Origin of the sequence: Anabaena sp. AL93 (genome assembly GCF_001672085.1) — a bacterium.
Taxonomy (GTDB): Bacteria; Cyanobacteriota; Cyanobacteriia; order Cyanobacteriales; family Nostocaceae; genus Dolichospermum; species Dolichospermum heterosporum.
This window is the reverse complement of sequence record NZ_LJOU01000040.1, coordinates 1-14,683: the sequence shown is the minus strand read 5'-3', so window position 1 is coordinate 14,683 and position 14,683 is coordinate 1. Positions and strand designations below refer to the sequence as shown.

At 38.9% G+C, this 14,683-nt stretch carries 14 protein-coding genes; 7 read left to right on the top strand and 7 right to left on the bottom strand.

Annotated features, from left to right (window positions below):
• Nucleotides 1–185: 185 nt before the first annotated feature.
• From AN486_RS12240 to AN486_RS12230, 3 genes are all read left to right on the top strand, one after another.
• The gene (locus AN486_RS12240; RefSeq protein WP_268871214.1) at nucleotides 186–308 is read left to right on the top strand and encodes a hypothetical protein; all 123 of its coding nucleotides are present in this window, start codon (nucleotides 186–188) and stop codon (nucleotides 306–308) included.
• Nucleotides 309–1,586 carry a phosphoribosylamine--glycine ligase gene (gene purD, locus AN486_RS12235; RefSeq protein WP_053539434.1) on the top strand — a complete coding sequence of 426 codons (1,278 nt, stop codon included), beginning with the start codon at nucleotides 309–311 and terminating at the stop codon, nucleotides 1,584–1,586.
• 182 nt (nucleotides 1,587–1,768) lie between these two features.
• Nucleotides 1,769–3,781, top strand: coding sequence for a cation:proton antiporter (locus AN486_RS12230; protein ID WP_053539435.1), 2,013 nt, complete (start codon nucleotides 1,769–1,771; stop codon nucleotides 3,779–3,781).
• A gap of 502 nt (nucleotides 3,782–4,283) precedes the next feature.
• On the opposite strand, the gene AN486_RS12225 is transcribed toward AN486_RS12230, so the two are convergent.
• A complete protein-coding gene (locus AN486_RS12225) occupies nucleotides 4,284–5,063 on the bottom strand; it encodes an RDD family protein (protein ID WP_053539436.1) in 780 nt (259 codons plus the stop codon).
• Between the two features lie 15 nt (nucleotides 5,064–5,078).
• Nucleotides 5,079–5,930 (bottom strand): DUF975 family protein, encoded by an 852-nt coding sequence (locus AN486_RS12220; RefSeq protein WP_168636954.1) that lies wholly within the window; start codon nucleotides 5,928–5,930, stop codon nucleotides 5,079–5,081.
• Nucleotides 5,931–6,009: 79 nt separating this feature from the next.
• Between AN486_RS12220 and AN486_RS12215 the strand changes: the two genes are divergently transcribed.
• On the top strand, nucleotides 6,010–6,966 hold the full coding sequence (locus tag AN486_RS12215) for a stage II sporulation protein M (RefSeq protein ID WP_290600843.1): 957 nt from the start codon (nucleotides 6,010–6,012) through the stop codon (nucleotides 6,964–6,966).
• A 100-nt stretch (nucleotides 6,967–7,066) separates the two neighbouring features.
• On the opposite strand, the gene AN486_RS12210 is transcribed toward AN486_RS12215, so the two are convergent.
• The 5 genes from AN486_RS12210 to AN486_RS12190 all read right to left on the bottom strand — a co-directional run bounded on the left by AN486_RS12210 (nucleotide 7,067) and on the right by AN486_RS12190 (nucleotide 11,947).
• On the bottom strand, nucleotides 7,067–8,386 hold the full coding sequence (locus AN486_RS12210) for a DUF58 domain-containing protein (protein ID WP_290600841.1): 1,320 nt from the start codon (nucleotides 8,384–8,386) through the stop codon (nucleotides 7,067–7,069).
• 79 nt (nucleotides 8,387–8,465) lie between these two features.
• Nucleotides 8,466–8,663: a hypothetical protein gene (locus tag AN486_RS12205; protein WP_190383429.1), complete on the bottom strand. Its 198-nt coding sequence runs from the start codon at nucleotides 8,661–8,663 to the stop codon at nucleotides 8,466–8,468.
• A gap of 315 nt (nucleotides 8,664–8,978) precedes the next feature.
• On the bottom strand, nucleotides 8,979–9,932 hold the full coding sequence (locus AN486_RS12200) for a MoxR family ATPase (protein ID WP_053539441.1): 954 nt from the start codon (nucleotides 9,930–9,932) through the stop codon (nucleotides 8,979–8,981).
• Nucleotides 9,933–10,082: 150 nt separating this feature from the next.
• Entirely contained in the window at nucleotides 10,083–11,162 is a 1,080-nt protein-coding gene (locus AN486_RS12195; protein ID WP_053539442.1) for a DUF4350 domain-containing protein, read from the bottom strand.
• A gap of 158 nt (nucleotides 11,163–11,320) precedes the next feature.
• A complete protein-coding gene (locus tag AN486_RS12190) occupies nucleotides 11,321–11,947 on the bottom strand; it encodes a DUF4129 domain-containing protein (protein WP_053539443.1) in 627 nt (208 codons plus the stop codon).
• A gap of 159 nt (nucleotides 11,948–12,106) precedes the next feature.
• Here AN486_RS12190 and AN486_RS12185 point away from each other — a divergent pair, with 159 nt between their 5' ends.
• The 3 genes from AN486_RS12185 (at nucleotide 12,107) to AN486_RS12175 (ending at nucleotide 14,293) form a co-directional block, all read left to right on the top strand.
• Nucleotides 12,107–12,565: an NADAR domain-containing protein gene (locus tag AN486_RS12185; RefSeq protein WP_053539444.1), complete on the top strand. Its 459-nt coding sequence runs from the start codon at nucleotides 12,107–12,109 to the stop codon at nucleotides 12,563–12,565.
• A gap of 293 nt (nucleotides 12,566–12,858) precedes the next feature.
• Nucleotides 12,859–12,984, top strand: coding sequence for a hypothetical protein (locus tag AN486_RS12180; RefSeq protein ID WP_256366891.1), 126 nt, complete (start codon nucleotides 12,859–12,861; stop codon nucleotides 12,982–12,984).
• Nucleotides 12,985–13,525: 541 nt separating this feature from the next.
• Entirely contained in the window at nucleotides 13,526–14,293 is a 768-nt protein-coding gene (locus tag AN486_RS12175; protein ID WP_053539445.1) for a hypothetical protein, read from the top strand.
• Nucleotides 14,294–14,683: the final 390 nt, after the last annotated feature.

Genomic DNA, 14,683 nt, shown 5'->3' with positions numbered 1-14,683 from the left:
CGTTGATAAATAGAAAAGATTCTCAATTAATTATTAAGAAAATCTAAAGGCAAATTGCTAAAAGTTATAAATATCAAAAGTATTATTGATTTTCTATAATTTAAGCTTATCACAACATATCTAATAAATAGCATCTAGGATAAAACTAAGAGCATATTATTAGATTATGATTGTGCGATCGCAAAGTGCTGCTGCAAGCAGTTCGCTCTTTTGGCACACAAACCCTAAATCTAGCCAGATTACCAGCTTGGACAATTGAAGATGGTATCATATATTCTCGTTTTGCTGGATTACGCGCGAGGAAATAAGTGAAAGTTTTAGTTATCGGGAATGGGGGACGGGAACACGCTCTAGCGTGGAAACTGCTGCAATCTGATAAAATCGAGCAAGTGGTCTGTGTACCAGGTAATGGTGGTACTGCAACTATGCCCGGTTGTGAAAACTTGCCCTTAGCAGTGGATGATTTTGCTGGTATTAGCGAATATGCGGTAAATAATGATATTCCTCTAGTAATTGTTGGACCAGAAGTACCTTTAGCTCAGGGAATTACTGATTATTTGCAAAATCAAGGCTTAATGGTATTTGGTCCAAATAAGGAAGGGGCGCAAATAGAAGCAAGTAAAGCCTGGGCTAAAGCCTTAATGGCAGAAGCCGGAGTTCCCACAGCTAAATCTGCGGTATTTACAGAAGCAGCCCCAGCAAAAGCTTACATTCAATCCGCAGGTGCGCCCATTGTGATTAAAGCCGATGGTTTAGCGGCTGGAAAGGGGGTAACAGTTGCCGAAACCATTGCCCAAGCTGAAGCAGCAATTGAGGCAATTTTTCAAGGACAATTTGGATCTGCTGGTAGTTCCGTTGTCATTGAAGAATGTTTAGTCGGGCAAGAAGTATCTATTTTAGCTCTCACCGATGGTTTAACCATTCGTCCATTATTACCTGCTCAAGATCATAAGCGTGTTGGTGAAGGTGATACAGGAGACAATACCGGGGGCATGGGTGCTTATGCTCCCGCCCCAATAGCCACACCGCAGTTAATGGCACGGGTACAAACAGAAGTATTAGAAAGAACTATTCACGCCTTACAGGCTAGGGGCATTGACTACCGAGGCATTTTGTATGCGGGGTTAATGATTTCACCAGATGGGGATTTTCGGGTTTTAGAATTTAACTGTCGCTTTGGTGATCCAGAAACCCAAGTGATTTTACCAATGCTAGAAACACCTTTGGAAGATTTAATTTTGGCTTGTATAGAACAGCGGTTAGGAAATATGCCGCCGATTGCTTGGAAACAAGGGGCAGCGGCGACGGTGGTGGCTGCTTCTGGTGGTTATCCGGGAGAGTATATTAAGGGTAAGGTAATTACTGGTTTTGCCGCAGCCCAGACCGTAGGGGCGACGGTTTTTCACGCGGGGACAAGGTTAAATGCCGTCCAGGAAGTTGTGACAGATGGCGGTAGGGTGTTAAATGTCACTGGTTTGGGTGAGGATTTTCAAGCAGCTTTAGCTCAAGCCTATGCAGGTATAAAGAGCATTCAATTTGATGAAATGTATTATCGCCGAGATATTGGTTATCGGGTTTTAGGCTGATTTTTGGGTACTTGAATTAGATTTTTTGCTCTCGCAGAGGCGCAGAGGCGCAGAGGAATCTTAAATAAATCCTCCCCCCCTGCCCCCCTGCTATATTTTCTTGTATCGCAGCCCTCCCCGCAAATTGCTAAAAGTTTGTATGCTGAATCTATATGGTTGTTTATAGTTCTTAATTAAAACTGGTGCAAGAAGATTTTCGTTTAATTATTGATTTAGTTTTGGTGTTTGCTGTTGCAGCTTGCGGTGGACTATTAGCTGCGCTGTTAAAACAACCTGTTTTGCTGGGATATATCATTGGTGGGATGGTTGTTGGTCCTTCTGGACTGCGACTGATTAAGGAACTTATCCAAGTGGAAACCTTGGCTCAGTTTGGGGTGGCGTTTTTGTTGTTTGCTTTGGGTGTGGAGTTTTCCTTAACGGAACTTAGGAAAGTTAAAGCGATCGCTCTCGGAGGTGGTACTTTACAAATTATCCTGACTATTCTCATCACTGTTTTGGTCTGTGGTGTCACTGGCGCTTGGGGAACTTTACCCGCTAAAGGTGTATTTTTGGGTTCGATTTTGTCTCTGTCTTCCACTGCGGTGGTTCTCAAGTGCTTAATGGAACGCAATGAGACGGAAACACCTCACGGTCAGGTGATGCTGGGGATGTTGGTTGTCCAGGATTTAGCACTGGGACTAATGTTAGCTGTCTTACCAGCCCTCCATGCACCAGGAGAGGTGATTGGCATTGCTGTGCTAATGGCATTGCTAAAGATTGGTTTATTTGCCGCTGGTGCGGTTGTAGCGGGGATTTGGTTAATTCCTCCCTTACTCAGATTATTAGCCAGAACGGAAAGTAAGGAGTTATTTTTATTAGGTATTGTCACCATCTGTTTAGGAATTGCCATATTCACAGAATACTTGGGGTTATCTATTGAAATGGGGGCATTTGTCGCTGGATTGATGATTTCTGAGGTGGAATATGCTGATGAAACTTTGACTATTGTTGAACCATTGCGGGATATATTTGCTAGTTTATTTTTTGCTGCCATTGGGATGTTGATTGATCCGGTATTTTTGTGGCAAAATCTAGAATTGATTCTCGGATTGGTGGCTTTGGTTTTTGTGGGTAAGTTTTTAATTATTACTCCTTTAGTAAGCCTGTTTCGCTATCCTTTAAAAACATCTTTAATTGTGGGGTTGGGATTAGCACAAATTGGGGAATTTTCTTTTGTTCTGGCTAGTGAAGGGCAATCTTTAGGTTTGGTGTCTCGGCGGATATATTTACTAATTTTAGGAACTACTGCCGTTACTTTAATGTTGACTCCTTTTGTCTTGCGATTAGTGCCATTTTTATTCGATTTTGCTGAATCTATGCCTTGGCTAAAACCATATTTGGTGGATGACCAAGCTCGTGATTTTTCGGAAGATTTGCCACAGAAAAATCATATCGTAGTTTGTGGTTATGGACGACTGGGTAAAAATTTGGTGAAGTTGTTACAGCAATATCAATTATCTGTGGTAGTAATTGACCAATCAGAAAGTCGGATTCAACAGTTAAGGGAAGCAGGAATTGCCTATGTTTATGGTAATGCGGTGAGTCTTCATGTCTTAGAAACTGCTGGTGTTAGTCATGCTCAAGGAATGGCGATCGCACTCCCAGATCCTGCTAGTATTCGACTATGCTTAAAACGATCTTTGGAAGTATGTCCAGAATTAGATACAGTTGTCCGTGCTACCCAAGATAAAAATATTGAGCTTCTTTATCAATTGGGGGCAAAGGAAGTTGTCCAACCAGAATTTGAAGCTAGTTTGGAAATGGTAAATCATCTCTTAATTACTGTGGGTTTGTTACCAGAAGTGGTACAAGAGAAAATGCAACAAATTCGCCAAGATCATTATTTGGATTTACGCCCTGAAAGTTCTGCTGCTGAAGTTTCTCAATATTTACAAAAAGTCACCCGTGATCTAAATCGTCGTTGGTATGATTTACCAGCAGATTCACCTTTAATTGGCATGACTTTAGAAGAAGTGAATATGCGTTATTTAACTGGGGTGAGTTTAATGGCTATTTGTCGGGTTGATGGAGAAGAAATTGATTATCCCAATAGTCAAACTACACTCCTTTTAGGCGATCGCTTATTAGTGGTAGGATCAGCAGAAGAATTAACAGCTTTAATCCAATTTGCTGAAGGTAAAATCACCATTAAGTAGCAATACTTGTCGGTTAAGGGAACACCAAAAAATAAATTACCCAATTTTGTGGGATGGGCATCCTGCCTGTCCTTGATCATTAGCAGGCTTTTCGTCCCGCACCACAAGAAATTTTTGGGTAAGTAATTGGACAAAAATATTTACAGTCATTGCGAGCGAAGGGAAGCAATCACAATTTTGTGGGATGGGCATCCTGCCTGTCCTTGATGATTAGCAGGCTTTTCGGCCTGCACCACAAGAAATTTTTGGGTATTTTTTTAATTGGAAGTCCCAAGGAAATGTAGGTTGGGTTGAGCGATAGCGAAACCCAACAAAATCCATGATAATATTGGGTTATGGCTGATGCTTCCGGCTCCCGCAGGGGTACGCCTATAGCTAACGCCTCCCGTCAGGGATACATTTACGTTCCACAACCCAACCTTGTATCTTAGAGGTATGTTAGAGGAAGGAAGGTTAGGTTTCTGGAGATGATCGGTTGCATCTAATACTTTTCAAACAACCTCTAAAATTCAGGGTTTTGATAGGCGAGATAAACAGCTTCTAAAAATACATCTGAAGCAATATTTCCTGGCAGAATTTCTAAATTAATAATAGATTGAACCTGTTGGGTGAGTTTTAAAGAAAGTGCTGTCCGCGCTTTTGTGGACATTCCACCGCGTCGGCGTAAATATTCTCGAATAATGGCAAAATCATCTGGTAATAAAAGTGATAAATCGGCTATTTCTCGTAATTGAATATGGAAAGATTTAGCTGTTTCAGAAATAGCTAAATTTGATGATTTCACAACTGTTTCTGCCTGAATTACAATTGTCCCAGCAGCTAAATCACCAAGACGCTTTTCTCGATTACTAAAAGTAATTAAAAAAGCACCAATAAATAAGGATTCATCAAGAGGACGGAGTAAGGCTCGTAATGCTGATTGTTGTAAACCCACAGGTCTACCATCATCGCGCACAACACGAATTTTAGCAATCCTTTTACCGGGTGTTTGTCCTTGCCAAAGAGTTTCAAAAAGGACGAAATAACCTGTGTAAATAAAGAAAAAACTTAATAGAGATATGGCTATCAACCACAAACCAAAATTAGAGCCAAAAATACTAACTCCCAAATCAGTAATTTGCTGAAAAATAAACGACCATATTAACGCCAATATTACTAAAGTAAAAGCTAAAATTAGGTAGTCAATCATTAGTGCTAAAGCCCGACTACCAATTCCAGCCAGGGTAAATTCTATTTCTACACTTTCAGGTGTAGTGAATTTAATGCGATTAAAAAGGTGCATTATATTTGAATTTAATTAAATATCGTGATCACGTAATTGTAAACCCAACCCTTCTCGCCGACTTCTAAGGTCATAATAAATAACGGCTTTAACTGTTTGCCAAAAAGGTGTAATTAATGCTAAACCAGCAAAAGTCAGCCCAAGAATTAACAGGGAAAAAATCATTGAAAAACCAGCATTTCCCTCTTTTAGTAAAGGTGTGAAAATCAACTGAACAATACTAGTGATGATTTGAATAATAAGTTGGATGGGAATGGTTATTAAACTACCAATTAGGGAGATTAACACTATTCTGCCGATATTTCCTTTGGTTAATTCCCAGCTACGATTAATCGTTGAACTACCGTTAACATCATCCTCAATAGCTAGGGAAACATCTACTAAATAAAATCTAGTTCCTATCCATACAATTCCTGTAAAAATGATTATTATTTCTACCAAAGTTATTAAAATGATAATAGCTATATTAGCTGGATTTGCATCCTGTAATCCTCCTAGTAATTCTGTTGATATACCTATTAGTAAACCACCAATAAGTATAGATCCAAATGTAATTCCTAGAGTAATGACGAGCATGAGGATAATGTTGACAAAAAATTCCCATAAGCGGGAATTGACAAACCGCTCACCGGATGAGACGCTTTCTGGTTGGTTAACTAATTCGCCAAAAGCTAATCGAGAAATCAGGGCTGAAAGGGCATAAAATTTCACCCAACCGTAAATAGGAACTAGTAACCAAGCATAAGCTTTAAGGGCTATGAGAAAATATTTTTTGAGATGGGAACGGTATAATCGTATTCCCGCACTGACAACACTACCTAAACTCAATGGTTGTATGGAGCTAGAAGAACCAAAATTTCCAGACATGGTGTTAATTTTTTCCTAAGATACGGTGCTTACTTTGAAGTTATTTTAAGCTAATCTGTACTAAGTATTTAGAAATTTTATGAATATTCAACGTTGGATAGGAAGACGCGAGGCTAATTGGCAGCGTTTAGATGCTTTGTTGAAGAAGGTAGAACAAAAACGCTTAAAGTCCCTGCGTTCGGCAGAAATTAGGGAACTGGCGAGTTTATATCGTTCTGTAGCAGCGGATTTAGCTAGGGCGCGGACTCAGCAAGTTGGTAAAACTTTAATTCAAAGTTTACAATCATTGACAACTCGCGCCTATACACAGATATACCAGGGTTCGCGGCGACAGGAATGGCAAGCAGCGAAAGAATTTTACCTGTGGGGATTTCCTCAAGTGGTGCAGCAAACGTTGCTATACATTGCCATAGCCACCGCTATGTTCATTTTAGGAGGCTTAATTGCTTGGTGGTATGCTTGGCAAGATCCGAGTTTTATGTCTTTGGTAGTACCGGAAAGGTTGATTTCTCTGGTGCGAGATAAGGGTGAATTATGGATGGGTTCGATTGTGGGGATTGAACCATTAGCTTCTAGTAATATTATGATGAATAATATTTCTGTGTCTTTTGGGGCTGTAGCTGGGGGAATTACGGCGGGTTTATATACGATTTATTTATTAGTATTCAATGGTTTGTTAATGGGCGCTATTGGTGCTTTAGTTGCTCAAAATAATCTGGCTTACCCGTTTTGGGCGTTTGTATTTCCTCATGGTGCTTTGGAATTACCTGCGATATTTTTTGCAGGAGGTTCAGGTTTGTTGCTGGCAAGGGCAATTTTATTTCCTGGTAAATATCGTCGTCTGGATGCTTTGAAGTTTTATGGTTCTTTGGCTGTACAATTGGTTTTTGGGATTGTGCCGATGTTGATTGTTGCTGGTTTAATTGAGGGTTTTTTGTCTCCAAATCCGATTGTTCCAGATCCAATTAAATATTTGGTGGGGATGGGTTTGTTTGTGGTTTTGGTGCGGTATTGTAGTCGGAAGAAGAAAATATGAATGTCTCACGCAAAGGCGCGAAGGAAGAAATTGTATTGTTTTACCAATGACTCCTGGGCGCAGGCCCTGCGCCCCTACCTCCATTAATTCCTGCAATATTTCACAGTTGATTTCTGGCTTTAAGTTGTAAATATCTATCTACTAATTGTTCGGAAATTTGATTTGCTGGTGCGTCAAGAACTAATACTCCTTTTTGTTTTAATTGGGCAAATGCCAGTTGTCTTTGTGCTAATAAATCTAGTGCAACTGCGCGAATATAAGATTGTGTGGCATCTTCAGTAAATGTATGTGCTAAATTATCAACTTGAGGATCTCGCAGGGTGACGCAAAAGGGTAAATAACGGGGTGCGAGTCTGGTAAGGGCTACGAGAAGTTCGGAGGAAGCGGTGATATCAACTAAGTCCGTAATGATGACTACGAGCGCTCTGCGGGTTTGTTGTTTGACGACGTGGGTAACTGCACCTAAATAATCAGATTCGAGTAATTCTGGTTGAATAGGGGTGAGTTTATCAATGAGTTGATTGAGATGATGTTGTCCTCGTTCCGGGGGTATCCACGTATGTATTTTGTTGTCAAATACACTAATACCAACGCGATCGCCTCTGTGCAATCCTGCTAATGCTAGGGACAATGTGGTGTTTAAACCCCAATCAAATCGTTGCAAACCTTGGACTTTGGCTGTCATAAGTCTGCCACGATCTAGTAATATCAATAATGTTTGTTCTTGTTCTGGTTCTAAAACTCTAACGAGGGGTCCTGTATTACCGTAGGCCCGTCTAGCAGTGGCTTTCCAATCAATAAAGCGTAAATCGTCACCGCTGCGGTAGTTTCGCAATTCTGCAAATTCTGTGCCTATACCCATTTGCCGAGTTTTGCGGATAGAACCTGATGATTGTAATGTCAGACGAATAGAGAGCGATCGCAATCCCACTAAATCAGGATATACTTTTACCTGTGTACTGTGGGGAATTTGCCAATCATGCCACACAAACCCCCACATTCCCAACTGTCGAACCTGGATATTTCCCCAAGAAAACTCTCCTCGTTGATTCGGGCAAACTGTGTAAGTTAATTCCTGGCTTTGATTAGCATTAATATTAGCTGTAACTGTGGTTGTAGAAACAGTAAATTCTTGTGGGTAATAATCGTGGATTTCAATAACTGCATCAATTTTCCCAGCTTTTACTTTTAAAATAACTGAATTATCTCTACCAATAGATAAACGTGATGGTAATTCGCGGGTAATTTCTACGCGGTTTGCTTTCATTCCCCAACCATCAATTACCATGAAGGTGAAAACCGTAAGATCAAATAAACAAGTTATGATTATGGTTTGATAAATTCCCAGAATCATAGATAAAATTGGGGAGATAAATATTCCCGCAATTAATAAAAAATAAACTTTTTTGGATGGAATCATATTATCAAGGATGAATTTATGAATACTGACTTCTGCGGTCAATTTTGTGACAAATTGCAACTAGACTATTAGGAAAATTTCAAAATGTTCCCTTAAATGCTGCATAACTCAGAGCCATAATAATTGGGAGAATAATAGAGATAGAAATAATCAGTCCGGTTTTGCCAAAATGAATTTTTTGCCCATCTGATTTCAAGAAGATAATTACAGATGCAGTTGCCATTAAAAGCCAAATTATTGCAAAAATAATAAAGATAATAAATGCTGAATCATTCATGGTTTTTATTAACTATCCTTGTCTCTTTAGAGACTTCCAAATAAAAAAATGTCCCAAAACTGATGCAAAAATTCTCTCTCTGTGTACTCTGTGCCTCTGTGGTTCGTTTCTTGGGATAATTTATTTCTTGGAAGTCTCTTAGGGAACGTAATTCTTGTGATGAGAGTCGTTTTCAACATGAGATTATCAATGAATTAAGTAGGTGAACACAATAAAACCAAACTGTGTAAAGAAATGTAAAATCGCCTAAACCCTCTTCACTCTTGCCTCTTGCCTTTTGCCTTGCCATAACGACAATTTTCAACGCCAACCTACTTATCTAGGAACTGGAACTTGATTAATTACTGCTGCAACTACTGCATCAATTTGTAAACCATCTAGCATTGCTTCCGGTTTCAATAATAAACGATGACGCAATAAGGGTGAAGCCACTGATTTTACATCATCTGGAGTGACAAAATTCCTTCCTGATAACCAAGCTGCGGCTTGAGAAGTTTGCAACCAAGCACCCGCAGCGCGAGGAGATGCACCTAAAGCTAAATCAGGATATTGACGGGATTTTCTGACAATTTCTAATAAATAATCAACTATTGTTTCTGATACTTGAACTTGTTTTACAGCTTGTCTAGCTTGCAAAATATCAATTACTGTAGTGACAGGTTTTAAGTTAGCAATATCTGTACGTTTTGCAGTAAATCCAGACTGACGATTTAATAACATTTGTTTTTCGGCTGCTTGTTCTGGATAATCTACAACTAATTTAAACAAAAACCGATCTAATTGTGCTTCTGGTAAAGGATAAGTTCCTTCAAATTCTAAAGGGTTTTGGGTAGCAATTACCCAAAATAAATCAGGTAATGGTAAACTTTCACCGTCGAGGGTAACTTGCATTTCTTCCATTGCTTCCAAAAGTGCAGCTTGGGTTTTTGGAGGAGTGCGGTTAATTTCATCGGCTAAAAGTATTTCTGTAAAAACGGGACCTTTTTTTAATGTGAAATCGCGGGTATTTAAGTCAAAAATATTTGTCCCTGTAATATCTGACGGGAGAACATCTGGAGTTAGTTGAATACGACGAAAATCAGATTGGATTAATTGTGCCAATACTTTAACTAACAATGTTTTTCCTGTGCCAGGAACTCCTTCTAAAATAATATGTCCACCTGCTAATAAAGCAATTAATGTCTGTTTAATCAAAGCGGGTTGTCCAACAACTATTTGATTAATTGCTTTTCCCAGGTTAATTAAAACCGAATTATTAGTTTCACTCATATTTATCAATCACTCACAAAAAAAAGGAATAAAAAAAGATTTCGAGAAATATCATGTTCATCAAAAGATCTATACCAAATTTATCTAAAGCTGCACAGAATCATAATCATCCGTATTTATCTGCGTTTATTTGCGTTCATCTGCGTTTAATTATTTTCGCAAATTACGCCATTTCTCTAACCAGCTTATCAGTTCTCGTTCACTTATTCGACGTTTTTGTGATTGTAGTTGTAATACTGCATTAAGTTTTTCTGTATTATTCCCTGTTTGTTCTTCCCAGATTTTTAGTAAAACCTGATTGTCTACAGGAATTTGACTCAAACCCAAAGCTTTTTGCAGTTGTATTTGTTCTTCTTTCCCCAACATTTCCACGACAAAATCGGTAGATTCTGCTTTGTGGAGAACTCCCGCTAAAGCTTGAATATAAGCCTGACTATTATTTATGACAGGTGTTTCTAAGTTTACTGGTTTACCAAAGCGGCGATTTTCTGCCCAAATTAATGCCAATAATAGGACAATTAGCTGGATAAAGGCTGGTAATAGGGGAGTTTTGGCGAAGTAATTGAATATACTATCTTCTCCTACTTTTTTCTGAATATCTTTGTCTTTATAGCCATGTATATATTCGTCTACAAATACTTTTTGACTATTTTTAGTGACTAAATCTGCTAATAATTTAAAATTACTGTCATTCTCTTGATAGGCATTAGCAGCTAAATATGGTGTTGTTACTAAAATTACTTTGCCTTTACCGGATTTTTTCTGCCAAATTATTGCTCCAAATTCGTCTCCTAATATGACTTGTTCTGCTTTTGAAGTATGATATCGGCGACGGGTATCAATCTTGATGTTTCCGAAGGGTGATTGCTGCTGTGTACTAAATACTGCTGCTGTTACTGGTTGTTTAATTCCTAAAATTACGAGGTTATTCCCTTTTTTTACCCATTCTTCTGGTTCTGAATATATTTCTATTTCTTGAAGGGCGCTATTAACTTGTAATAAAGTAATAGGGTTTTTTGTTGTTGGTAAATCACTAAATGGTTTTTGCCAACGTTGAATACTGATATTTTGATCTTGCATAAAGGCATACCACGCACCATAGCCATCAGGTCCGCGATTATAAGTAGAACCACTAGTTATTTGGGTGTTGGGGGCTGCTATAGTGGTAAGTAAAATAATCACGGCTAAGACTATCGCACCTAACCAAGCAACGCGCTGATTGCGTTTCATGATTTATCTGAATTAGGAATTTCCAAGAAAAAAATTATCCCAATAAATGAACAAAAGAACCACAGAGGCACAGAGAACACAGAGAGAGAAGAAATAGAGAGAGTTTTTGCGTTAGTTTTGGGACATATTTTTATTTGGAAGTCCCTTAAAAGAAACTTTTACTCCTGACTCCTGACTAATGATTCCTGGATTTTTCTATAAGCTTGCCAACACTGTTGATAATTTTCTGCTAAAATCTCATGCTGACTAAAGCACAGTTGTTCATGGGTGGTGATTAATGTTTGATATGGTTGGAGGAGGGTGACGGAGGATTTGAGTAATTGCAAATATTCTCCGTCCGTGCGGCTGGGTTGTTGGCGAGCGATCGCTTGTTCATGTAATTGTTGTAACATTGCTAAATAAATACAACGACAGGCTTCTCTATAATTATACTGCCGTTGAAATTCCTGAGCTTGGCTTAATAACAGGGTAATGGATGTTTCTCTGGAATTAGCTTTGGTTTTAGAACCCCTAGCATTACTCACCGCCTTCAGCCAAGTATAGATATAAGGATTAAATTCCTGCCATAAGCGCCAACCTACCCATAGCAAGAATAAACCCAATCCTGACCAAAATAGGATTGTTAGTAATTCATTTAACCAAGGACTGATTGACCAGCCAGGAGGCAACTCTGGTAAGGTGGTTTCAAATCTGGAAAATTGGTATTCTACCCATTCTCCTACCTGCTGTTGGAATAAGGAAAACTGCCACACCCAATTTGTTTGTTCAAAAGCATCTGTAGTCATAAAACAGAATGGCTTAACCTATTATTTATTTACATCATTACTGATTTTGCTAATGTTATAGCGGTATGTACTTGAATGAAGTCCAAAAATTAAGTCAAAAGCCTTACAGCACTCCTCCTGACTGGGCGCAGTCCCTGCACCCCTACCTCCTCCAATAGCATGACTATTTACTTTTATAAGGTTTCCCAGCCATACGGGTGTTTTTCTAATTTTTCTCCTCACGGGATTGATGTCGAAGGTACTTATTGGCCAACTGTTGAGCATTATTATCAAGGACAAAAGTTTGTTGGTAGTCCAGATGCCCCGATTATACCTTTAATCCACGCTGCTCCTACCCCTGAAGAAGCTGCTGCTTTAGGACGTTGTCCCTCTCGTTGTCTCCGTCCAGATTGGGAATTGGTGAAAACTCAGGTGATGCGAAGGGCAGTATTCAAGAAATTTATCACTCATCCTGATATTAGGGAAATATTATTAATCACAGGTGATGAAATGCTCATAGAAAATTCGCCTACAGACTGTTTCTGGGGCTGTGGTGCAAATCATACAGGAGAAAATCACCTCGGTAAAATCCTCATGAGTGTACGGGCAGAAATACGGTTACAGTTATTAGAAATATGAAAAATTTTATACTGCTTGTCTATTAAAATACTGTTTAGCTTAAACAGTAGAAGCCTCTCACCTACCCGATAGGAAGGCGATGAGGAATGAACACTTTCTTGATTTTTTTTCAAATATTTGATATAATTTTCAAGGGTAGGTGTAACTCAATTAAATGCTGAAAAGCAGCCTATCAAAAAAGTTAAAAATTATCTCAAAAAGTCCCTAGGGCATAGGGCTTTAAAGCTCGGTTAATGTCTTCATAGAGGAGTCGCCGAGAAGCCCACACTCACCTGAAAGGGAGTGTGTGGAGTATGTCACGAGAAAAGCAAAAGGCACTGGTCTTTTACAATCAAGCTTTACCTTTAATGCGGGCTGTGGGCGATCCCTATGGAGAAGTTACCATTCTTGATAATATTCGTGCATTAGGAGGGTTTTAAGGTATTTTAGGGTGCATGAGGGTGAAATCTGTTTTGTTTCAAAACTTAAAAAATCCTGAGTAATTACTCAATTGCATCAAAATAAAATTACTGCTAAAAGTAGCGTGTAATTCCCAAAAATATAGGTTTTCATCAAACTTATGTTTTTTATTTAGTAAAGTTTAATTGCAAAAATGTCCCATCGAATTTAAAGCTGTTATCTTAATAGTTGAAGCAGGTATAGCTTCCCTGGCAGATACGACAGCTAGAGAGAAAGAAGAAAGAAACCACAAATGAGAGGTAAAAGCGCTGTTTAATTTACATCTGTCTCGTCAACAAACAACAACACCCAACGCGAAAGCTGATATTTCCTCAAATGAATGAAAATCAGGGGGCGCTGTGACTGGTTTCCATCCCTTGTTGATCAAGTTGATGAAAGGTAGTACATCCCTGGCTAGAGTTAACAAAAAGAGGGATTCAACAAGCTAGTAGATGTCTGGGTGTTGTTGTTTGTAATTTTGTACTAGAATTAAATAGAAAGAGATATTGAAAATAGCGCCTTATGTCAATTATTGCGCTCAGAGCGTGGTATCTACCGGATTATGAACCGATTGCAGAACTGGAAAAACGTCCTCCAGATATTCGGCTGAGTAAAAAAAGCTTATTAAAATCAGGATTGCGAGCAGACTTTTTAGAGGATAGCGACGCAGTAAAAACATCAACTTGGTTTGGGCGATATTTAGAAGGAGAAAATATTGAGTTTTATATTGAAGGCAGCGGTGGATATTCTGTAGCTAACATTGACTTGATTAGTCATGAAATTTATTTTACTAAACAGGCTGTATTAGCCCAATTAGATCCGACAATATATTTCTGTTATCAAACCGAATATGGGACAGCTAATGATCTCCTCAGAGAAGAATTGCTTACCACTTTAAAAAGTATAAATGAAAAATCGCATTTTCCCCTAACTTTAGTAGAATCACCTCGTCCAAAAAATGCTTGTTTGCGTTTAAATCGCGCCAGCATGAGAAAAATCCGTAAGAGTTTATTATTTATTGCTGATACCACTGCCATAACTAGCATTGACAGTCAGGAAACAAATCAACTAATTCCCAGTCCTCATGTCTGTGTCGAAATGGGTTATGCTATTCACAGTAAACGGACTGAACAAATTTTGCTGGTGCAAATGCAACGTCCAGACTTGGTAGGGCAGTTTCCTTTTGATTTACCTACCCAGCAGGTTTTACAATTTCAAAATGGTACGGAACTCAAGCAAATGCTGACAGGAATGATTGAAAACCAATTGGCTAAATTCAAATTATTTTAAATAAGTAGTGAGACAGAATTAATTACACAATGTCATTGCGTTAGCGCAGCGTGGCGTTAGCCATATGGAACGCAGTGAAATGAAGCAATTCCAAGGGTTGTGATTGCTTCCCTTCGCTCGCAATGACTGTAAATATTTGGCGTTGCTGAACTAAGGTATGAAATTCCCAAATTAAACCTTTAAAACTCTGACCTTTGCGTCTACTCTTCGAGATCACGAAGCGTGATTGCGCCTTTGCGTGAGACTAAAATTCATACCCTTAATCAGCAACACCAAATATTTTTGTCCAATTACTTACAGCAAATTGCAGATTAATGAGGTACAGAATCTAAATTCTACCCCGGACAGCAAGCGGGTTTTACTCTTAATTCCTGATTGGGCGCAGGCCCT